Here is a 20,721-nt window from a genome sequence, read left to right as displayed (position 1 = left end):
GTTGTCAATTACTCCTGCTGGCTTCCTTACTTTCCAGAATCATTTTGACACCCTTCTCAAATTTGGGCCTGGGAACCATTACCCGGCGTCCACATCCCAGACACTTGAGTCCAAAGTCAATTCCGGTACGCATGATCTCCCAGCGGTCGGAGCCGCAGGGATGAGGTTTCTTCATTTTTACAATATCGCCGACTTGATAGCGGATAACCATATGCAGTAACCTCCTTATAATCGAACTGATGCCGTTGCCGGAATCGGAATATGCGCTTCTGCAAACAAGCGTTTAATTTTATATCTGAGCGCCGTTTCAACCTTAGACTGCTCTAAGGGAATTGTTTTAGCAGTAAGCCGGACAACAACTTCCGCAGCCCGCAGTTCTACAATTCCAAGGACCTTAGGCCCTTCTACCACTTCCAGCATCTCTTTCACTTCACTGCAGGCTTGCTCCAGCAGCTTTAGCACTTGATCAATATCCGCCTCCTGAGCGACAGGAATGTCGACAACAGCCTGCATAGGCCCGCGCGTATGATTGCTTACTTTTACGATGCTGCCGTTGGGAATAATATGCAGTACGCCTTTGCCATCGCGAAGCTTAGTAACACGAAAGCCAATTTCTTCGACTGTGCCCGCCTGATCACCGCTGACGATATAATCCCCCATGGCATATTGATCTTCCAAAATGATAAAAAAACCGGTAATGAAATCTTTAATTAAGCTTTGTGCACCGACACCTAATGCCAAACCGACCACACCGGCACCGGCAATTAGTGACGTAGTATCAACCTGAAATTCTGATAATACCAGTACGAGCGCGATAAAATAAAGTACATAGCGAATTAATGTCTTTAACAGCTCGGTCAGCGTCCTGGCCCTTTTTTCTTCAAAATGCAGAGCGGTAATACCGCCGCCAACAAAGAAAAACCGCTCTACCACAGCGCCCAAGATACGCTGTACAATAACCGCTGCGGTAATAATAACCAAAATACGCACACCTTTACCGGCGATATGAAACCAGAACTCAGGAGTTAAAAACTCTGTTAATCCCACTGTTACCCTCCATAACTGTTACTCTTCCTTATTGTAAACGCGAATCAGCCGATAGCTTTTCTTCTCTCCGTCGCGGATAAAAAGCTTTGACCAGCAGACCTGCCCCTCTGTTAGCCGCGTGATTACCGCTCGCTCATTCTCAGCTGCAAAAAGCAGACATTGTCCGCAGCTGATATCCACTTCCCGCGGGGTCGGTGCTGCTACGGATGGTATACCGGCCTCAGCAAGGAGTTTTTCTGCTCTCATCCCATGATGAACAGAGGAAAACGATACCAGCCGGTCATAATACGGATAAATAACGAACATCTTACAAGGTAACCGCTTTATGGGTGGTAATCTCATCCATAATCGTATACATATTAGTGATACCGCCCACTGCAAGCTGCTCTTTTAACTGATAGTAATCCAGGCAGGTACCGCAGGAAAGAATTTCGACTCCCCGCGCAGCAAGAGCCTGCAAATGATCAAGCACAGGAGAGCCCTCAACGGTTAGCTTGACGCCGCTATTGGCAAACAGCACCGTCTTTGGCAGCGGCTCTTTTTCCACCATGGTAAAGAAGAAGGATTTGATTAAAACCGTTCCTAATTCACTGCTGCCATGTCCAAAGGTATTTTGTGTAATAAGAAAAACATGCGTCCCGCCCGATTCTTCCACCAGGGTTTGCACTGGCAGCGCAAGGCCGTTCGGTGCCCCTTTCGTAATGGTGATATAAAAATGTCCGCTCTTTTCGGCAACAGCGACTTCACATAAATTCGCTTTCGCAAATTTAACGACGTTTTCCTTACTGACGCTGTTATCGACAATCGTCGTGATTACGCCTTCCGTTATGTTGTCCAAAGCTTTCTTAGTTACAATAACCGGCTGGGGACAAAGCATCCCCCGGGCATCCACATTAATAGACATGAATCTCTCCCCTTCCTGCTGCTGTCATTTTACCAATTATCGCTGCTGTTGTGACACCGGCAACATGCAGCGCCGCTAATAATTGGGCAGCCTGCTTTTCCGGAATACTCATCAGCAAACCGCCCGATGTCTGCGGATCAAAGCAAACATCCCGCATTTTTTCCGGTACAGAAGCAGCAAAGCTGACTGATTTTAGATAGTCACGGTTGCTGTAAGCACCTGCCGGCACAAGTCCCATATCAGCTGCCTCCAGTACCTCCGGCAGCAGCGGCAGGGCTGAGCTGTTAATTTCCACCTGTGTACCACTACCTGAAGCCATCTCATACAAATGACCCAAAAGGCCAAAGCCGGTCACATCGGTGCAAGCATGAACCTGAAATCGTTCCATGCATTCAGCGGCTTTTTTATTCAGGGTAATCATACTTTGCTTTGCTGCTTCCACGCCGGTTGCAAACATTCCTGCCCTGGCTGCAGTAGACAGGATGCCTGTCCCCAAAGCCTTCGTTAAAATCAAAATATCCCCGGGAACTGCTGCTGCATTTGTCAAAACAGCATCAGGATGCACAGTTCCGGTAACACTTAGCCCATATTTCGGCTCTTTATCATAGATGCTGTGCCCGCCGACAATAATAGCGCCTGCCTCGGTTACTTTAGCAAGTCCGCCTTTTAAAATAGCGAGCAGGATACTTCCGTCAAGGGTAGTAAGAGGAAAAGCAACAATATTCATTGCAGTCAGCGGTTTGCCGCCCATAGCGTATACATCACTCAGGCTGTTTGCCGCCGCGATTTGCCCGAACAAGTAAGGATCGTCCACAACAGGGCTAAAGAAATCCAGTGTCTGTATAAGTGCCGTTGTCTCATTCAGCTTGTATACACCGGCATCATCCGATGTGTCTATACCGACAAGTAACCGGGGATCTCGGGGAGGCTCCAGTTCCTGCAGCACCCGGGATAATGCATTAGGGCCGATTTTGCAGGCGCAGCCGCCATTTGCCGCATACTGAGTCAATTTGATATCCATGGTCTACCTCCTCACAAACAGCATCGCTGGTTTTGTTGTACTAGTTATTGCCTTGCTATCCTTTAATTTATACTTTTACAGGGAAAAATCCTTTTCTAAATCCTACTTTTTATCATCGCCAAAACCGGCAGCTGTGCATATAATAGCGTAGCAAACAAGCGAGGTGTTTGACATGCCTATCAGCACTACTACCTCTCAGACCGTTACATCCGATACGACTACCACTACGTCATCCACTACAACTACAGACCTCGCACCGCTGGCAATCATTGATTTAATACTTTCCGATGTTAATGCCGTACTTCCCAACTTCAACAGTCTGGTTAGCTCATACCGGTTACTTGTAGGCGCGGCAGAGGAAATTAACCGCACTCCCAACGTTTGTCCGGATGTATTTGAGCGGGCAGTGCGCCGTTATGATAATGCCGGTATGCTGCTGGATGTTTTGCTGGAGCTGCTGTGCTGCAAAATCGTCTTTAGTTCCGAGCTGCTTCGGGTAACCTGCGGTCCTGTTGATTTAGTACGTTATCTTGTCACCTGCCTGGATGGTCAGGATATTCCCTGCCGTACGGCGGAAGAAGTTGTTGGTCTGGCTGCGCTGAGGCGCTTGCAGGACAATTTATGCGGTGACCACTACTGCCTGCCTGACAGGCCGGTTGTCTGTCCAAAACCGCCTGTCACGCCTACCCCTCCGGCCTCCACACCGCCATCCTCAGACGACGAAGATCAAACCGCCCTGCCTGTAGACAACGATATCGCCGAGGTAGTAGAAACCAAAATTATCAGCAATCTTACACAGCCTGGCTTTTTATCGAATCCGCTGCCTAACGAAGTGACAGCACAAAACGGTGAAACGGTGCAGCCTTCCACTGCAGCAATTGCTGCGGCTATTGCTGCTAAAGCCTCGGAAGAAAATGAAGCTGTTTTAAATGAATTAAAAACCGAAACTCACATGCCTCGTCCCAGCCGTGTCCGGCTCAAGAATATTGATGATCCTTATGGCCAACCAAGGAAAAGTAACCGGGATAAGAAAAATAAATAAGCATGAGCATAGGCTGCTCATGCTTATTTATTTGTTTCACTGCCGTCGATTGGGCAATAGCCAAAATCTTCATGATAATCACAAGGCTCAATATGAATCACGACATCACAGTTTCCTAATTCAACCGTTATAATCGCTTCCAATTGATCACAGATAGCATGGGCCTGATTAAGATGCATGTTTTTGTTCAACACCAAATGAACGTCAATCAGGCGCCGGCTGCCGGAGCGCCGAGTCCGCAGCTGATGGAAATTAATAACCTCAGGGTGACTATCCAAAATTTCTTTTATGATATTCTCTTCTTCCTCGGGCAAGCTGACATCTGTCAATTCATACAGGCTTTTGCGGGTCATTTCATAACCCGCTTTGAAAACAATAATGGAAACAGCAATGGCAATTACCGGGTCAAGCCAGTTCAATCCGGTTACTTTCATAATACTCAGCCCTGCCAATACTCCCACCGAAGTCCAGATATCAGCCCGTAAATGCAATGCATCCGCTTCGAGTGCATGCGATTCCGTTTCATGAGCTACAGCCAAAAGTTTCCCCGACACCCAATAATTGACACCGATTGAGATAAGCATAACGGCAATACCGTATTCCAGCATTTCCGGCGCCTGCGGCGACTGCAGCTTGACGACTGCTTCATAAACAATCCACAATGCAGCTAAAATAATCAGGAATGCCTCGATAGCTGCAGACAAATTTTCATATTTTCCATGTCCGTAAGCATGGTCATCATCGGGCGGCTTACTGGATTTTTTTACGGCGTAAAAGGCAATTATCGCTGCAATCAGATCCACTGCCGAATGCGCAGCTTCCGATACAATACTTACCGCACCGGTTAATAAGCCTACCACTAACTTTAAAATGACCAGCAGGGAATTGGAGATAACCGATAGGCGTGCTGTATTTTTTTTCAACTGATTATATGATTCCAAACAGAAACCCTCCTGTAAATACTCGAACAGCTTTCCCACAGTATCAGTATAACCGCTGTACCGGGCAAGCAATCCGAAAGTTTGGGCCTGACAGACGTAAATAAACCTGCGGTCCCTAAAAAGGTCCCGCAGGTTTTCCTGCTGCAATCAGCCCGGCTACACCGAAATAGTACGGCTGCCTGATCCTGTTCTATTATATTACCACAACAGCGAAAATGTGTAAAATTAAATACAGCGGTGCCTAGATAATCTGGGTTATGTGTCGTACCGGATATCCGGCGGCAGACAGGCGCTCTACCAGTAGTTCGCTGTTATCTACTTGGGCACGAATCACCAGTTCGTAGGATTCATCAGTCAGCGGATAGCTGACTAAACTGCTGATATTCATTCCCAACTCTTTAAAAATGCCTGTTATATCGCACAAAATGCCGACTTTATCGGATACATCAATAGTAATACGGGTCGTTTTTCCCTGGGTAATGCCCATTACATCGACAAATGTTTTAAAAATATCCGTTTCCGTAATAACACCAATTACTGCCGCCTGTTCATCTACTACTACCAACCCGCCGATTTTGTTCTTATACATGAGTAAAGCAGCTTCTTCGATAGTCGAATTAGCCTGGATGGTTAATACATCTTTTTTCATAATGTCCTTAACCATCATTTTTGCCAATAAATAATTCAACTCAAAAATCGACAGCGTGGTAGCTGGTGAAGGTGATACTTCCCGCAAATCGCGATCAGTAACAATTCCCACCAATTTCCCGTTTTCTACTATTGGCAGTCTGCGGAATTTATGTGTCCGCATAACTTCCGAAGCATCCGCTACCGTGGCGTTGGCGGAGAGTGTAAAAGGGTTAGCCGTCATTCGATTGCTGACAAACATGGTAAGTCTCCTCCTTTAAGATTGCTTCGCTCATACTCAAGGGCGTTTTTTGCAATAACAAGGGGACGCTTACGACAGCCCCGATTAACCACCCAGATATGCCTTGCGGATTTCCTCACTTTGCGAAAGTTCAGCCGCCGGCCCCTCTATGGTGATACGACCGGTTTCCAGTACATAAGCATAGTTGGCAATGGATAATGCCATATGTGCATTCTGTTCGACCAGCAGGATGGTTGTTCCTGTCTGATTGATCTCTTTAATAATAGAAAAAATTTCTTTTACCAAGAGAGGTGCCAGGCCCATGGATGGCTCATCTAATAACAGAAGGCGCGGCCTGCTCATTAAAGCACGCCCCATCGCCAGCATTTGCTGCTCACCACCGGACAATGTGCCTGCCAGCTGAGCCTTCCGCTCATACAGGCGGGGAAAGCGTTTAAATACGACGTCCATATCTTCCGCTATACCGGCAGAATCAGAACGCGTATACGCTCCTAATTCCAGATTCTCCAATACTGTCATGTTAGCAAAAACACGCCGGCCTTCCGGTACTTGTGAAAGGCCCTGCTTAACAATATCCTGCGCAGGCATAGCCGCGATATTCTTACCTTCGAATACTATTTCGCCGCTCTTGGGCCGCAGCAATCCCGAAATAGTCCTAAGAGTAGTACTTTTCCCGGCACCATTAGCTCCAATAAGAGTGACAATCTGCCCTTCTTTTACGTCTACGCTGATGCCTTTTAACGCATGAATAGCACCGTAGTATACATTAATATCTTTAATTGTCAGCATCAGTGTACCTCCTCGCCGAGGTAGGCCTCGATGACTCTCGGATTATTTTTAATTTCGTTTGGTGTACCATGAGCGATTATGCTGCCATACTCAAGCACATAGATACGCTCGCAGACGCCCATAACCAGGCTCATATCATGTTCGATCAAAAGAATGGTTAGGTTAAATTCTTTACGAATCCAGCGGATCATCTCCATTAATTGCTGGGTTTCCTGCGGATTCATACCGGCAGCAGGTTCATCCAGCAGCAGCAGCTGGGGCTGAGCGGCCAAAGCACGGGCTATTTCCAGGCGCCGCTGTTCACCATAGGGCAGATTGCGGGCAATCTCATCCTTTTTGTGATCCAGCTGGAAGATTTCCAAGAAACGGATTGCTTTTTGCTCCAATTCTTCTTCTTCCCGGAAGTAGCGTCCAAAGCGCATAACCGACTCTACGAGGCCGTATTTCACGTGAAAATGATACGCAATTTTAACATTGTCCAAAACAGTCAGATTGGAAAACAGGCGGATATTTTGAAAAGTCCGGGCTATTCCCCTCTGGGTAATTTGATACGGTTTAAGCCCAATTAGGCTTTTGCCGTCAAAATCAATTTGGCCGTCAGTTGGCTCATACACTCCCGTGAGCAGGTTAAAGGCTGTTGTTTTACCGGCACCGTTGGGACCAATCAGGCCAATTAACTCACCTTGATTGATATCGATGGTAAAATTCGACACCGCTCGCAGCCCGCCGAATACTTTGGATAGTTTAGTTGCTGTTAGCAGAGCCATTTTTGCTACCTCCCATCAGCCTGCCGAACATCTTAAGGCTTAATTCTTTATTACCGAACAAGCCTTGTGGCCGGTACAGCATGAGTATAATCAGCAGGAGTGAATAAATTACCATACGCCATTCGGGATAACTGGCCAGCGCTGCCGACACAAAAGTAAGCAAAATCGATGCAGTTATCGAGCCAGTCAGACTGCCCAGGCCGCCCAATACTACCATTGTCAGGATATCGAACGACTTCATAAAAGTAAAAGAGGCAGGATGAGCAATATAGAAGTAATGGGAGAACAATGCACCGGCAACACCGGCAAAAGCAGCTCCGATCGTAAAGGCAAGTACCTTGTAACGAGTGGTATCAATCCCCATGGCCTCAGCGGCGATTTCATTCTCCCGAATAGAAATGCAAGCCCGGCCGTGAGTGGAATTAATCAGATTCTTAATGAAAAAGACAGTAAGAACGGTAGCAAAAAACACCCAGGTAAAGTTAGTATAACGGGGAATTCCCATCAGTCCGGACGCACCGCCTACATAGGGGATATTCAAGATCGTAATCCGGATAATTTCACCTAAACCCAGTGTTGCAATCGCCAGATAGTCGCCGCTCAGACGAAGTGTCGGCAAACCAATCAGAAAGCCTAAAATGCCGGCTGCCGCAGCTCCTGCCAAAATGGCAACAATAAACGGCAGCTGTAATTTAACGGTACATACGGCCGCTAGATAAGCACCAACTGCCATAAAACCCGCATGACCGATCGAGAACTGTCCGGTGAATCCATTAATCAAGTTCAGACTGGTAACCAGTATGATATTGATACAGATAAGAATGATATTAAGCACCCAGAAAGGTCCAATAATATCAGTTTCAATTAAGCCTTGCACAATCGCATACAAAACCAGACAGGCGCCAAACACTAGCAGATCTTTTTTTAGTATTCCGTTCATGTTCGTCACCTACACTTTCTCGCGCACATTCTTGCCCAGCAAGCCCGAAGGTTTAAAGAGCAGAATGATAATTAATATGCCAAAAGCTGCTGCATCACGGAAAGTAGAAGAAATAAAGCCGCTGACCAACGATTCAACTACTCCCAGCAGCACTCCGCCCAGCATTGCACCCGGTATAATGCCGATACCGCCCAGAACGGCAGCAACGAACGCTTTTAATCCCGGCATAATGCCCATTAACGGATCAATGGAATTGTAGTAGATGCCAACCAGTACCCCAGCGGCAGCTGCCAAGCCGGAGCCAATGGCAAACGTAAAGGAAATGATGCGGTCTACATTAATACCCATCAGCCTTGCCGCATCGGTATCAAAGGAAACAGCCCGCATTGCCTTGCCGACTTTCGTATGGTTGACAACATACGTCAAGATAACCATTAAGGCAACGGAAATAGCAAGAATTACAATTTGCTGGAGATTGACAATAATTCCGGCAACATTATAAATTTCATTACCAAAAACAGGTGGGAACGTGCGGGGCTGCGGCGATACGAGCAGCATGCCGCCATATTCCAATAATAAGGATACACCTATTGCCGTTATTAAAACAGCAATTTTGGGGTGATTGCGAAGCGGGCGATATGCCAGCCGTTCAATAACAACACCTACGATGGCTGCGACAACCATAGCAATAATCAGTGCTGGAAAGAAGGGTAACTTTCCCATGGTGGTGGCATAAAAACCGACATAGGCGCCTAACATATAAATATCACCATGTGCAAAATTTATCAACCGGATAATACCATATACCATGGTGTAACCAAGGGCAATCAGCGCATAAATACTGCCGAGAGACACACCGTTGACCAATTGTTGCACAAGCTGCGAACCGAATGATGCAAAGTCCATGGGAGATCCCTCCTCTTCAAAGTAATAAAATAATTGTATGCAGCCGGAAATCAGCGTTTATGGATTTACTTTTTCGCGGAATGTCTGTTTACCGTCTTTCATTTCGACAATAACAGCACTCTTAACGGCGTCATGAGTGGCATTCAACGAGATTTGACCGGAAACTGCAGCATAGTCTTTGGTTTTAGCCAATTCATCTTTCACTTTCACCGGATCAGCCGAATTAGCCCGTTTCATTGCCTCAATGATCATCATTGTCGCATCATAGCTAAGTGCAGCAAAAGCGTCCGGTGTTTGGCCATATTCTTTTTTATAAGCCTCAACAAAGTTCTTTACAGCTGCACTATTGTCATCAGGCGAGTAGTGATTGCTGAAAAAACTATTATTCAACGCCTGGGCACCGGCAATCTCAGGCAATTTAGCCGAATCCCAGCCGTCTCCTCCCAGGAACGGTACCGTCAAACCTAAATCACGGGCCTGTTTAATAATCATACCAACTTCTTGATAATAGCCTGGTACAAAAACTACATCAGGGTTTTTGGCCTTCATTTTCGTTAATGTAGCTTTGAAATCAGTGTCTTTTTGCAAATAGCCTTCTTCGCTGACGATAACGCCGCCATTTTTAACAAAAGTTTCTTTGAAAAACTGGCCAAGCCCTTTTGCGTAGTCGCTGGAATTATCAATGTAGATTGCCGCCGTTTTTGCCTGCAAAGACTTAGATGCAAAGCTGGCCATTACCGAACCTTGGAAAGGATCAATAAACGCAGCACGGAAGATAAAATCCCGTACTTTTCCGGTTGCCGGATCTACTGTTACCTTCGGATTAGAAGCAGTTGGGCTGATAGCCAGTATCTTATTGTCCTGGTTTACCTGTGCACCTGCGATAACGCTGGATGATGCTATTGGGGCAATAATTGCACTGACTTTGTCTTGTGTTGCCAATTTCTGCATAGCATTAGCCGATTCAGAAGCCTCACTGCGGTTATCAGCAATAACCAATGACAGCTGCTTGCCCAAAACTCCGCCCTTGCTATTCACTTCTTTGATTGCAAGTTTGGCACCATTTGCCGCAGATCCGCCGAACGTGGCATTTCCGCCTGTCATTTCAAGATTCGCTCCCAAACGGATAGTGTCTGAGCCGCCTTGCTGGGAACCGCCGCAGCCTGTCAGCATGGCTGTAGCCATCACTGATGCTACCACAAAACCGGCAACTTTTTTCCATTGTTTTAGTTTCATTATTCTTCCTCCCGGTACTTGCTGATTTGGCAGAATATTCTTCCTCAGTACTGTCCACGCCTGAGAAATTTCACTCTGCTGTATCGCATAGTCATGGTGTATATTATAGATGGACTTTTAGTACCTGTCAATGTTTATGGGGGAGACATGAACAGTTCGTGTCCTCGTACAGTGTACACCCGAGAGGTTTTGTCATAGAATAAAATCCACAAGAGGGATACCGCTTGCGCATTATCCCTCTTGTGTACATTATTTAGGCTTCATTGCCTAGGGATTTACTTTTTCCTTAAATACCTGTTTGCCATCTTTCATTTCAATGATAGCAGCGCTCTTAATGGGATTGTGGTCAGCATCAAGAGTGATAATACCACTGACGAGTTGAAGATTTTTAGTTTGAGCAAGAGCATCTTTAATTTTAGCCGGGTCAGCTGCACCAGCGCGTTTGATGGCGTCAGCCACCATGAGCGCTGCATCGTAACCAAGAGCGGCAAGGGCATCAGGCGTTTGGCCATACTCTTTCTTATAAGACTCTACAAACTTAACAACTTTGGGATCTTTATCTTCAGGGGAGTAGTGATTACTGAAATAGGTGTTTTCCAGAGGCTGTGCACCGGCTATTTCAACCAGCTTCGGTGAATCCCAGCCATCAGTGCCGATCAGCGGAGTAGTAATTCCCAGCTCACGGGCCTGCTTAACAATACGGCCGACTTCTTCATAATAAGCCGGTATAAAGATTACATCAGGATTAGCGGCTTTTATCTTCGTTAATGTTGCTTTGAAATCCTGATCCTTTTGCAGGAAAGCTTCTTTTGATACTACTTTACCACCAGCTTTTGCAAAGCTCTCTTCAAAGACCTGTGTCAGCCCCTTGGAGTAGTCAGAGCTGTTATCTGTCAGGATAGCTGCCGTTTTGGCCTTGAGGCTTTTGCTTGCAAAGGAAGCCATAACAGTTCCTTGGAAAGGATCAATAAAGCAGGAGCGGAATACCCAATCCCGGACTTTGCCATTGTCGACAGTAACCTTCGGGTTAGTCGAGGTAGGAGTAATCAGCGGAATTTTGTTATCCGAGGCAACTTGTACTGCTGCCAGTGTATTAGTGCTGGCAACAGCCCCCAGTATGGCAACGACTTTATCTTGCGTAATTAATTTCGTGGTTGCATTTGTTGATTCAGATGGCTCCGATTTGTTATCTGCAGCTACAAATACCAGCTGCTTGCCGAGAACGCCACCAGCTGCATTGATTTCTTTAAAGGCCAGCTTAATCCCATTGGCTGCCGATTGGCCAAAGGTAGCCACGCCGCCTGTTAACTCAAAATTTCCGCCTATTTTAATATCTTTGGACTCAGTTGCCGATGGCGAGCCGCCGCACCCGGCCACCAGCCCGGCGATCATGGTAACGCCAACGGCCAGACTGGTTAAAGACCACCATTTCCTTTTTATCATTACAAGTCCCCCTCTACCCTGTTTAGCAATAAAATATAATTCCCGAACTTACTGCTTCTCCGACTGCTTCTATTACCTCCCCCCTTCACTGTACCGGGCTCTAAAATAGAAAATCCCCAGCAGACCCTTGCACCAGGGCTTCTTCCGCCGGGGTCTTGTAAACCCTCGGTACTTGCAGTCACAACACCTAACCAGTCTCCAAAGATCAGTAAAGTTTACACTGCTTATCACTCTTTGGTTCACCACTCAGGGATACTTGTGTTTATATACACATTATACGAGGACACTTTGCAGCGTGTCAATAGAATTTTTGTAAAGTTTGCAGCATAAATATATACAATGTTTGTCCACTGTGTACATATGTTTCAAAATTTTTCATCTGGTCTATAAAATTAATACACCGGGTACTTTTTGCAAGTACCCGGTGTATTTTTAATGTGCTTTTTCAGTTTTATACATATTGATCGGCTGGGCATTATTGCTCATTGTCCAAATACCACATGGGCATATCCCGGCACAAATTCCGCAGCCTATGCATTTTTTCTCATCCGATACATATTCGAACGCTCCATCTTTGGCAATCCTGCTGATCGCATTTTCCGGGCAGGATTTTTGACACATGTGACAGTCACGGCAGGTCCCGCAGCTAATGCAGCGCAGATAATCCTCATTGGCAGCCGGTACATCAGCAGCATCGCACTTCTTAAAGTAGGCCGTGCTTAATTTGCCTTGCGGTATGACGGTTTTAGCTGCTGCAACAAATTGACTGCCTGCCAGATAGGCGTCTACCGACAAGGCGGCTTCCCGTCCGGCACCAATAGCATCAACCAGCCTGCCTGGCCGGATAGTGTCACCTGCCGTAAAGATTTTATCAGCAATACGGTATTGATTATCTGGCTTCAGGCAGCCCCGTTCTATTGGCATTCCCTCAGGCAGAAACGTCAGATCAGGACTTTCACCGACCGTTATGATGACCGTATCGCCCGGTATAAGCTCACCGGTGGTTGTCATAATCCCTTCTGCCGTGACTTCTTTGGTTGCTACCGGCCACATTAACTGCCCGCCTAAAGCTTCAACATGTTCAATTTCCTTCTCAAATGCCGCCGGTTTTTGCACATCAATACAAATGACCTGCTCAGCCCCCATTTGATAAGCCCCTACAGCCGCATCCATACCGGAATTACCACAGCCGATTACAATTACTCTTCTGCCAACAGCCGGCTTTTCACCACGATTAATTGCTTTCAGGAAATCAAGGCCTTTTACAATCCGTTCTTGCCCCGGCCAGGGGAATACACGGGGAATATGGGCACCTGTAGCAACAATAACCGCATCATAGTCCCGCGAAATAGCAGCAAACTTCTCCTTATCAACCTGTACGTTATTTTTAAAACGTATCCCAATATCTTCTATCCGTTTTAATTCACTGAGTAGTGTATCGTGGGCCAGCCGGCTGCGTGGTATTGCCTGTTCCAGCTTTCCGCCCATTGTTTTTCCGGCATCATAAACGGTGACATCATGCCCTTGCCTTCTTAGCTGCCAGGCAGCTGTCAACCCGGCTACGCCGCCGCCGATAACGGCAACCATTTTACCCGTTGTGTTGGCTGGTGCAGGAATATCAACGCCAATAGAATAATTGCCTAATGCGCTGATTTGGGCCGATACGTCGATATCGGTGCGGGAACACCCTTCCATACAGGGATTAGGGCATACGGCACCACAAACAGATCCGGGAAAGGGAGTGTAATCGAGCACCAATTTGTACGCTTCCTCTACCTTGCCCTCCCTCAGCAGGTTAAACCGGAGCTGCGACGGAATCGAAGCAGTGCAGTTAAACTGGCATGGGGCATTATACCGGGCGTTTTCCCATAGTGGAATACGCTGCCGGTACAGTCCGGTAGTGACTAAGCCCACAATAGCATAGTCATCATTACAAACATCGCTGAATATGCCGCCGTCCACCCATTGATTAGTACGAAAGGCTTTTATATCGGTATGTGCCTTTTTGGGGCGCTCATCATAAGACAGCGCCGTAACTTTCTGCCATTCCTGCCAATTAGTCAACTCTTGCTTTAAATCAGTCCGTTCAATGCAGGTCAGAAAATCATCCATATTATTGGTAAGGTATTCAATATCAGCTGCCGTCAATGCTTCAACTTTTACGTCTTTAGCCGACAAACCCTTCATCGTTCCGCGAACATAAAGCTTGCCGCCAACCATCCCCATGCACGAACGGTCACCCAGCACCGATTCAAACTGCTCACTGTCATAGCCGCAAACGACAACGATTCCGCCTGACATAAATTCAAAAGAAAAGCTGCCACAGTTTTTCAGTATCCACATTTCCGGCGGAGTGTCACTGGGATCATGTTTCATTAGAGAACCCGTCCGGGTGCCGGCACGGCCGCCAACATAAATTTTACCGGACGCGGCACAATGCCCTGTTGTATCTCCCCCGTCACCGCGTACAATGATTTTTCCACCTGCGTTCAGCCAGCCAACATCGGCCGAAGCAGAGCCTTCCACGATGATCTCCGTGCCTGCCAGACACATAGAACCTACGCGCTGTCCCGGATTCGTCACATGGAAGCGGAGGGGTTTCCCTTCCGGATGCCATAGCGGCCCGCCAATATCATGCTGTCCGGAAGCTTCTATATAATACTCCGTCTCGCCTGCAGCCAGAGCTACATTAATTGCCTGCAGGAGATCCTGCGTTGACATGCGGTCATTACCATTTGTTGTGTTGATTTTAAACATAAACGCTTCCCTCCTAACAAGAATATTGAATGGCCAGCTTATCAGCGACAGCTTTATCAATACTGACTAAAGCATCCGAACGTCCTACCGGCAGGGAGCTATTGCCAATAGGAGCCATTAATTTGCGCAGTTCCTGGTCAAAGGCCAGTGTATATTCCACGATACTCTGTGCAGCTTTGTCAATATCCAAACGCTTGACCAGACGCGGGTCCTGCGTGCAGATTCCCGTTGGACAAAGGCCGGTATTGCATGCGTTGCAGCGTCCTTGCTCATTGGCTATACAGCCCATTAACTGAGCAAGAATTTTTCCGATAAATACGCCGTTTGCCCCTAAACAAATCAGCTTAAACGCATCAGCTGCGGCATTGCCGGTTAAGCCTACCCCGCCGCCTGCCCATAAGGGAATCTGCCCCTGACGGCCCTGTTTAACAGCAGCCAAATAACATTCACGGGTTTTTGATACTACCGGATGCCCGGTATGATCAAGCGAAACCTCGTTTGCCGCACCAGTTCCCCCCTGAATACCGTCAATAAAGAAACCGCCGCAGATATAATAAGGGTCACGCAGCAGATTATTATAAACAGAAACAGATGTCGCTGAGGCCGCACATTTAATCGCTACCGGTACGCGGAATTTAAACGCCGCATTGAGCGACATGTGCATTTTTTGCACCGACTCTTCAATAGAATACAGCCCCTGGTGATTAGGCGGCGACAAGAGATCTGCTTTTGGAACACCCCTGATAGCCTGAATATGTTCGGCCACCTTCGCCGCCGGCAGCAAGCCGCCGTCTCCTGGTTTAGCCCCCTGGCCGATCTTGATCAAAATACCCGCCGGATCGGTAACCATATGGGGCATAGCCTTGATTATCCGATTCCAGCCAAAATGGCCTGATGCGATCTGGATAATGGTGTACTTCAAATACTTTGATTTTAATAATTTAACAGGCATACCACCTTCACCGGAGGACATCCGGACAGGCAGATTATGTTTTTCATTTAAATAAGCGGTAGCCAGTGATACCGCTTCCCAGGCCCGTGTTGACAACGCGCCCACCGACATATCACTGAAAATCAGCGGATAGATCCAGCTTATCGGCGGGGTCTTGGCATTAATCTCCAGATTGCCGTCTTTAACGCTGAGCGGCAGTTCCTTCGGCAGCAGCACCCGCCCGAATGGCGCCAGAATATCAAAGCTGTGTCGCTCGGCGTCCAGAGATGGGTCAGTCATTTGCGAAATGCGCCCCACGATGATTTTATCCAACACCCTGTCAGCCATAACATTGGTTCTTCCGCCTCGCTTGATGGGCGATCCGCCGCTGCGGGCCAGCAAGTTGAAGCGGGAGTCCGGGTTTCTTACCGGCTTAATTGCCTGATTGGGGCACACTTTCTCACACATACCGCACCCAACACAGGCGTTCGCCAGTGATTTTTTCTGCTTAATAACCGGACTTGCCGTATGACGCTGCGATGGTTCCGGCTGATGCCCCGTAGAAACAGTAATAGAACGTCTTTCCATTGCCGCTTCAATAGCTTGAAATGTACAGGCCGCAACGCAACTGCCGCACATTGTACAGCGTTCAGGGTGATATTCAATTTTCCACGGTAAGTCATTACAGGTTATATCTTGTATTTTTACTGTTTCCATCGTTGCACCTCCATTTCCGGTGTTATCATCACAACTTCCCGTTCATTTGGGTAGATATCCATTTCCCTGTTGCGATGGGGTAAAATCGTATTCAGTCCGCATACTTCCGAGGAGATGGCCATTGTATCCCCATCACCGCCAATAATAACAGGTCTTAATTTCTTGGAGTCACAGCAAGTCATCATACTGCCATCAGGCAGCATGCCAATAATAGTGTTAGGTCCGTTAATCTCCAAATGCCCTAATGTCTGCCGGATTAAATGCAGCACAGCTTTGTCAGGACGGCTGTCAATTTCATGAAAAGGCAGCGGCGTAATTACGTGCTTATAGTACTTAATCGGCCATTTCAACGTTCGAAGTACGTAATGCAGCGTGTACAGGAAATTCTGCGAGTCGGACTCAAAGCCGATATACCCTTTATTTAACGAACGCTGATATTCTTTATTTTTCGTGTAAAATGTATTTTCGCCGTTAGCACACAGTGTATAGCCTTGAATAAAGAATGGGTGCGCAGCATACCGGACAATATCATAGTTCGTATTCTGCCGGCACTGAACCACGATATTTTTGGCAACCATGTCCCCCGAATCATCCCACAGACGGAAATAGGTAGCAATATCACGGGGATCACCAATTTCTTTTAAAGTTAGTACATCAGGCCAAAAAGAATATACATATCCCTGATCATCTTTTTCCAGCAAAGCCCGCACCGCTAAGCGGGTCTCAGTAAGTAAATCTTCTTTATCTTCCTTACTGGCTTTTTTGAAATACTCAGGATAGTCATATACCTTAAATATATAATGGGGCATGGCCTGTATATCAAGCCCTGGCATTTTATTCATTTTGGGTACCCATTCGTAAATAGCAATAAAGCCGCGTGTTTCCATGTAGTTTTCTACCAGATTTGCGCCTTTTTGCGTACAAGCCAGTGACATCAGCGGTTTATCCTTATAGTCGGCAAAAACGCCACCTAAATCTTGAATTACCATGGCGAACCCTGAATTGTCATGTCCCTCTTGCTGTGGAATCATCAGCTTTAGGGCCTGCGACGGATGAAAGTAGTGTTTGCTTTTAATAGCACCTATCCTGCACACAGTTCTCACCTCTCCTGCCTACTTAATTTTTAAAATAATAAAAGCCCTAAAGGGAAGCACCGGACAAAATCCGGGACTTTCCGCTAGGGCTTTTTCTTCCCACGGTGTAACGTGCTGCCACGTCTAGTGCCGCTCGGTCCAGCCCGCCTTTGCGCGGAACCCTAGGCACACTCCCACTGGATATTTGTTTATACGCAGTAGATTTACGCAACATTATCACGTAAAGATGTAACTGCTTATTTCATTATAAGAATGTTGATTCAATGTGTCAATATACATTTATTTATTAAGTTTATTCTGATAAATTCAATAAACTCGCTATTATATGCAAATGTCTGCAATAGCTATATGTATATTTATGCAAAAAATAATGAAATTAAACCTGCACATTTTTTTGTCAAAGTGTTAACTATATCAAATAATTCACCTGCTAGCGGCAATAATCTGTCTAAAAAATGGAACTGCATACTGTTAACAATGTATTGAATTGTTTTTCTGTATACAAAATATCTTTGTCCGTAAAATAACAACGACTGCCCCAAAAAATATTATCAATACCCGATTTAACGGTCATATTTTTGCAAATTGTATAGCAGTGGCGAAATTCGTTAATACTGGTAATAAAATACAGCAAGGAGCTTTTGCCTATGCTTACTACTATTTTCAACTTTCCTAAGAGCGCACCTGTAAAAAATGAACAAAAGTTCAGTGTTCATCAGCCTACTACTATGTATGATATTGCTAACTCCGTACGAGACATTGCGCGGCAGGCTGCTGCCGAAAGCAAAGAGCTTATTGTGCTCTGTATTGGGACTGACCGTTCAACAGGCGATGCTCTGGGACCGCTGACTGGCAGCAAGCTAAAAACACTTAACCAGCATCCCCATATTTTCGGAACTCTTGATGATCCCGTTCATGCAACTAATCTTGTTACTACACTCAGCTTCATTCAGTTAAACTATCATAATCCTTTTGTTATCGCTATTGATGCTTGTCTCGGGAAGCTGGAAAGCGTCGGTTACGTATCATTAGGCTACGGGCCGGTAAAGCCCGGTGCAGCAGTCAACAAAGAGCTGCCCTCCGTTGGAGATGCCTACATCACCGGTATTGTCAATGTAGGAGGCTTCATGGAACATATGGTACTGCAAAGTACCCGCCTGAACCTTGTTGTTAAAATGGCGGATACGATTGCCCATGGCTTGTCCTTTGGCTTGAGCTCCTATCGCCATTGATCGGCTGTTCACGTTATGCTCTTAAAAATAGCAAGTGCTTCCGGATGATCCGGAAGCACTTGCTATTTTTGCCTGTTATAACTTCTGCAGCTCAGCTAAAATATCGGCAGCACTTTTACCCGCTGCATCAATTACCGGCACATCTGTCAAAGCTGTCTCAAAATTCATCAGATTATTATCTGCTCCGCTTACTACCACCGCATCCACTGTTTCGAGACTGCTTTCATCGAGATCAACGATCTCATATCCTTCATTTTCTAAAAAATCGGCTAACCGGGCCAGGTTCTTTTCAACTGCAATCAATCCATTCATAACTGCACCTCACTTTTTCAGTTGTTAACTCAGCTGTTCATTTAGGGCATCAGCCACTTGCTGCGGAGTCTTACCGGCTGCATTAACAAGAACAGTGCTTCCGGCAGCCCGGTAACTTTTGGCTGCTGCCGCAGCCATACCGGAAAAAATGACTGCCTGTACAGGACGGACACATTCGGCCATATCAATTACTTCGCAGCCGCAGGTGTTTAAATGTGCTTTGATATCATCGAGACCAGTTTCTACGGAAACTAGACGCATAATAAAAGCACCTCCTGTATTCATCTACATTGTAGTGTTTACATCGGTGCTAATTTTCATAACTGTTAAGTTTTTGTTCCGCTCTTAATTTTTGTTTTCTTTAGATTTTTTTTCTTCAACTGTCCTCATTTCACAAGCGCCTTTAAAAATTGCCCCTTCGCCGATAATCAGCGTTCCTGCTTTTATATCGCCGAATAATTTAGCTGAAGCAAGTAATTCCAGTCTTTCGCTGACTTCCATATTACCGGTGACACTTCCGCCAACAGTAGCATTTTTGGCTTTGATCATAGCTTTAACAACACCGGTTTCTCCAATAACGACTTCATTGGAAGAAATAATGTCGCCTTCGACTTCGCCGTCTATTCTCAACCCGCCGGTGGACGTAATACTGCCTTTCAGCTGCGTCCCCTGCCCAATAAGCGTCCCTACATGATCACCGGAGTTAACGGAAACTCTTTTTGTGCCAAACACGTAAACTACCCCTTCCTAGCTATAAAAAATTGGCTGGATTTACAGCATTATCATTAACCCGAACTTCATAATGGACGTGTGTGCCTGTACTATAACCCGTACTGCCCATTCTGGCAATGTGCTGTCCTTTTTTAATTGACTGTCCAACTTCAACCAAGTTTTCGGAATTATGGCCATATAACGTATGAATTCCATTACCATGGTCAATTTGCACCAGTTTACCATATCCGGCATACCAGCCACTATAAACAACCACTCCATCAGCCGTTGCATAAATCGGTGTACCATAATCATCGGCAATATCAATCCCAGGATGCCAGTCACTGCCACCACCCCAAGGCGATCCGCGCCAGCCAAACCGGGAAGTTACCTCACCGCTTGCCGGCCAAATCGAAGGAGTTGCCGCCAGCCGTGAGTTTTTATCGGAAATTGCATCTTTTAAATTCAACAGGCTTTGTTCACGAACTTTGACACTTTCCTGTAAATCTTTCACTAATAAAAGTAATTGTTCCGGCTGTGGTTTTACGACAGGCCCGCCCTGACCGCCCTGAGCGGAAGAAGGACGAACAACACCGGAGCGAGAGGTCTGAGCCGAGTCTTCACTGCTGACCATACGCCTAAGCTCCGAGTCTAAGGTATTTAAGCGATTCATATCGTCCTGCAACGATGAGGTCGCTTTAGCTAGCTGTTCAATTTGCTGAACTTGCACCCCATTTACCTGGCGCAGCTTATCCAGCTCAGCTTTATCACCCTGTGCCACTTGAACTTCATAGCGATAATGTAAAAATACTCCCGAAAGACATATAAAGACTATAGCAAGTGCTATCCCTGCGTATTTTAGCAATAGCATGGGTACACGTATACTGTATACTGCTTGTCCCTGGTGCGGAACAACCATTAGCGTATATTCACGGCGTTCCGGTTTTTTGACTTTTGAACCTGTTACAGCCACTCAATCACCACCATATTACAAAATCCGACGCTAATTCATATCTAGATATACATTCGCTCTATGGTATGA

At 46.3% G+C, this 20,721-nt stretch carries 22 protein-coding genes and 1 riboswitch; of the genes, 2 read left to right on the top strand and 20 right to left on the bottom strand.

The features are described 5' to 3' along the window. Window positions 1–4: 4 nt before the first annotated feature. From EV210_RS18660 to selD, 5 genes are read right to left on the bottom strand one after another with little or no spacing between them, the layout of a single operon-like run. Window positions 5–211 carry a DUF951 domain-containing protein gene (locus EV210_RS18660; RefSeq protein WP_132082882.1) on the bottom strand — a complete coding sequence of 69 codons (207 nt, stop codon included), beginning with the start codon at window positions 209–211 and terminating at the stop codon, window positions 5–7. 14 nt (window positions 212–225) lie between these two features. Continuing rightward, the gene (locus EV210_RS18655) at window positions 226–1,047 is read right to left on the bottom strand and encodes a mechanosensitive ion channel family protein (RefSeq protein ID WP_132082881.1); all 822 of its coding nucleotides are present in this window, start codon (window positions 1,045–1,047) and stop codon (window positions 226–228) included. An 18-nt stretch (window positions 1,048–1,065) separates the two neighbouring features. Next, window positions 1,066–1,353 (bottom strand): putative Se/S carrier protein, encoded by a 288-nt coding sequence (locus EV210_RS18650; RefSeq protein ID WP_165898968.1) that lies wholly within the window; start codon window positions 1,351–1,353, stop codon window positions 1,066–1,068. A 1-nt stretch (window position 1,354) separates the two neighbouring features. Beyond that, window positions 1,355–1,951 (bottom strand): sulfurtransferase-like selenium metabolism protein YedF, encoded by a 597-nt coding sequence (gene yedF / locus EV210_RS18645; RefSeq protein WP_132082879.1) that lies wholly within the window; start codon window positions 1,949–1,951, stop codon window positions 1,355–1,357. After that, window positions 1,941–2,972, bottom strand: a complete 1,032-nt coding sequence (gene selD, locus EV210_RS18640; RefSeq protein WP_132082878.1) for a selenide, water dikinase SelD — start codon at window positions 2,970–2,972, stop codon at window positions 1,941–1,943. The genes yedF and selD overlap by 11 nt, the downstream gene beginning before the upstream one ends. A 172-nt stretch (window positions 2,973–3,144) precedes the next feature. Between selD and EV210_RS18635 the strand changes: the two genes are divergently transcribed. Beyond that, window positions 3,145–4,014 carry a hypothetical protein gene (locus tag EV210_RS18635; protein ID WP_132082877.1) on the top strand — a complete coding sequence of 290 codons (870 nt, stop codon included), beginning with the start codon at window positions 3,145–3,147 and terminating at the stop codon, window positions 4,012–4,014. Window positions 4,015–4,037: 23 nt separating this feature from the next. Here EV210_RS18635 and EV210_RS18630 read toward each other — a convergent pair whose 3' ends face one another. The 11 genes from EV210_RS18630 to EV210_RS18580 all read right to left on the bottom strand — a co-directional run bounded on the left by EV210_RS18630 (window position 4,038) and on the right by EV210_RS18580 (window position 17,424). After that, window positions 4,038–4,955, bottom strand: a complete 918-nt coding sequence (locus EV210_RS18630; RefSeq protein ID WP_132082876.1) for a cation diffusion facilitator family transporter — start codon at window positions 4,953–4,955, stop codon at window positions 4,038–4,040. 119 nt (window positions 4,956–5,074) lie between these two features. Further along, window positions 5,075–5,152: riboswitch (NiCo riboswitch) on the bottom strand. A 44-nt stretch (window positions 5,153–5,196) separates the two neighbouring features. Further along, the gene (locus tag EV210_RS18625) at window positions 5,197–5,844 is read right to left on the bottom strand and encodes a CBS and ACT domain-containing protein (protein WP_132082875.1); all 648 of its coding nucleotides are present in this window, start codon (window positions 5,842–5,844) and stop codon (window positions 5,197–5,199) included. An 84-nt stretch (window positions 5,845–5,928) separates the two neighbouring features. Continuing rightward, window positions 5,929–6,633, bottom strand: a complete 705-nt coding sequence (locus EV210_RS18620; RefSeq protein ID WP_132082874.1) for an ABC transporter ATP-binding protein — start codon at window positions 6,631–6,633, stop codon at window positions 5,929–5,931. Beyond that, on the bottom strand, window positions 6,633–7,400 hold the full coding sequence (locus tag EV210_RS18615) for an ABC transporter ATP-binding protein (RefSeq protein ID WP_132082873.1): 768 nt from the start codon (window positions 7,398–7,400) through the stop codon (window positions 6,633–6,635). Before EV210_RS18615 ends, EV210_RS18620 begins: the two co-directional genes overlap by 1 nt. Continuing rightward, complete coding sequence (locus EV210_RS18610; RefSeq protein ID WP_132082872.1) at window positions 7,378–8,340, bottom strand: branched-chain amino acid ABC transporter permease; 963 nt, start codon at window positions 8,338–8,340, stop codon at window positions 7,378–7,380. Before EV210_RS18610 ends, EV210_RS18615 begins: the two co-directional genes overlap by 23 nt. 9 nt (window positions 8,341–8,349) lie before the next feature. Continuing rightward, window positions 8,350–9,246 carry a branched-chain amino acid ABC transporter permease gene (locus EV210_RS18605; RefSeq protein ID WP_132082871.1) on the bottom strand — a complete coding sequence of 299 codons (897 nt, stop codon included), beginning with the start codon at window positions 9,244–9,246 and terminating at the stop codon, window positions 8,350–8,352. A 57-nt stretch (window positions 9,247–9,303) separates the two neighbouring features. Beyond that, entirely contained in the window at window positions 9,304–10,431 is a 1,128-nt protein-coding gene (locus EV210_RS18600) for an ABC transporter substrate-binding protein (protein WP_132082941.1), read from the bottom strand. Window positions 10,432–10,749: 318 nt separating this feature from the next. After that, window positions 10,750–11,922, bottom strand: coding sequence for an ABC transporter substrate-binding protein (locus EV210_RS18595; RefSeq protein ID WP_243650637.1), 1,173 nt, complete (start codon window positions 11,920–11,922; stop codon window positions 10,750–10,752). 435 nt (window positions 11,923–12,357) lie between these two features. Then, a complete protein-coding gene (locus EV210_RS18590) occupies window positions 12,358–14,682 on the bottom strand; it encodes an FAD-dependent oxidoreductase (protein WP_132082869.1) in 2,325 nt (774 codons plus the stop codon). A gap of 13 nt (window positions 14,683–14,695) precedes the next feature. Next, window positions 14,696–16,330 (bottom strand): glutamate synthase-related protein, encoded by a 1,635-nt coding sequence (locus EV210_RS18585; protein ID WP_132082868.1) that lies wholly within the window; start codon window positions 16,328–16,330, stop codon window positions 14,696–14,698. Further along, complete coding sequence (locus EV210_RS18580; protein ID WP_132082867.1) at window positions 16,318–17,424, bottom strand: class II glutamine amidotransferase domain-containing protein; 1,107 nt, start codon at window positions 17,422–17,424, stop codon at window positions 16,318–16,320. The genes EV210_RS18585 and EV210_RS18580 overlap by 13 nt, the downstream gene beginning before the upstream one ends. 647 nt (window positions 17,425–18,071) lie before the next feature. Here EV210_RS18580 and yyaC point away from each other — a divergent pair. Next, window positions 18,072–18,656, top strand: coding sequence for a spore protease YyaC (gene yyaC / locus EV210_RS18575; RefSeq protein WP_132082866.1), 585 nt, complete (start codon window positions 18,072–18,074; stop codon window positions 18,654–18,656). Window positions 18,657–18,731: 75 nt separating this feature from the next. On the opposite strand, the gene EV210_RS18570 is transcribed toward yyaC, so the two are convergent. From EV210_RS18570 to EV210_RS18555, 4 genes are all read right to left on the bottom strand, one after another. Further along, window positions 18,732–18,968 (bottom strand): YkuS family protein, encoded by a 237-nt coding sequence (locus tag EV210_RS18570; RefSeq protein ID WP_132082865.1) that lies wholly within the window; start codon window positions 18,966–18,968, stop codon window positions 18,732–18,734. A gap of 24 nt (window positions 18,969–18,992) precedes the next feature. Further along, window positions 18,993–19,229, bottom strand: coding sequence for a YkuS family protein (locus EV210_RS18565; RefSeq protein WP_165898967.1), 237 nt, complete (start codon window positions 19,227–19,229; stop codon window positions 18,993–18,995). 84 nt (window positions 19,230–19,313) lie between these two features. Further along, window positions 19,314–19,700 carry a bactofilin family protein gene (locus EV210_RS18560; protein ID WP_132082864.1) on the bottom strand — a complete coding sequence of 129 codons (387 nt, stop codon included), beginning with the start codon at window positions 19,698–19,700 and terminating at the stop codon, window positions 19,314–19,316. Between the two features lie 19 nt (window positions 19,701–19,719). After that, window positions 19,720–20,652, bottom strand: coding sequence for a M23 family metallopeptidase (locus EV210_RS18555; RefSeq protein ID WP_243650633.1), 933 nt, complete (start codon window positions 20,650–20,652; stop codon window positions 19,720–19,722). Between the last annotated feature and the right edge of the window lie 69 nt (window positions 20,653–20,721).

This window comes from Anaerospora hongkongensis (genome assembly GCF_004339805.1).
Lineage (GTDB): Bacteria > Bacillota > Negativicutes > Sporomusales > DSM-15969 > Anaerospora > Anaerospora hongkongensis.
This window is presented reverse-complemented; position numbering and strand designations above follow the sequence as displayed.

Bases quoted from the DNA above. Each gene is read 5' to 3' on its own strand.
- EV210_RS18635 (WP_132082877.1), top strand. From the start codon at position 3,145: ATGCCTATCAGCACTACTACCTCTCAGACCGTTACATCCGATACGACT.
- EV210_RS18605 (WP_132082871.1), bottom strand. From the start codon at position 9,246: ATGGACTTTGCATCATTCGGTTCGCAGCTTGTGCAACAATTGGTCAAC.
- EV210_RS18585 (WP_132082868.1), bottom strand. From the start codon at position 16,330: ATGGAAACAGTAAAAATACAAGATATAACCTGTAATGACTTACCGTGG.
- EV210_RS18590 (WP_132082869.1), bottom strand. From the start codon at position 14,682: ATGTTTAAAATCAACACAACAAATGGTAATGACCGCATGTCAACGCAG.
- EV210_RS18570 (WP_132082865.1), bottom strand. From the start codon at position 18,968: ATGAATGGATTGATTGCAGTTGAAAAGAACCTGGCCCGGTTAGCCGAT.
- yyaC (WP_132082866.1), top strand. From the start codon at position 18,072: ATGCTTACTACTATTTTCAACTTTCCTAAGAGCGCACCTGTAAAAAAT.
- EV210_RS18615 (WP_132082873.1), bottom strand. From the start codon at position 7,400: ATGGCTCTGCTAACAGCAACTAAACTATCCAAAGTATTCGGCGGGCTG.
- EV210_RS18650 (WP_165898968.1), bottom strand. From the start codon at position 1,353: ATGTTCGTTATTTATCCGTATTATGACCGGCTGGTATCGTTTTCCTCT.
- EV210_RS18620 (WP_132082874.1), bottom strand. From the start codon at position 6,633: ATGCTGACAATTAAAGATATTAATGTATACTACGGTGCTATTCATGCG.
- selD (WP_132082878.1), bottom strand. From the start codon at position 2,972: ATGGATATCAAATTGACTCAGTATGCGGCAAATGGCGGCTGCGCCTGC.
- EV210_RS18660 (WP_132082882.1), bottom strand. From the start codon at position 211: ATGGTTATCCGCTATCAAGTCGGCGATATTGTAAAAATGAAGAAACCT.
- EV210_RS18600 (WP_132082941.1), bottom strand. From the start codon at position 10,431: ATGGCTACAGCCATGCTGACAGGCTGCGGCGGTTCCCAGCAAGGCGGC.
- EV210_RS18565 (WP_165898967.1), bottom strand. From the start codon at position 19,229: ATGCGTCTAGTTTCCGTAGAAACTGGTCTCGATGATATCAAAGCACAT.
- yedF (WP_132082879.1), bottom strand. From the start codon at position 1,951: ATGTCTATTAATGTGGATGCCCGGGGGATGCTTTGTCCCCAGCCGGTT.
- EV210_RS18625 (WP_132082875.1), bottom strand. From the start codon at position 5,844: ATGTTTGTCAGCAATCGAATGACGGCTAACCCTTTTACACTCTCCGCC.
- EV210_RS18610 (WP_132082872.1), bottom strand. From the start codon at position 8,340: ATGAACGGAATACTAAAAAAAGATCTGCTAGTGTTTGGCGCCTGTCTG.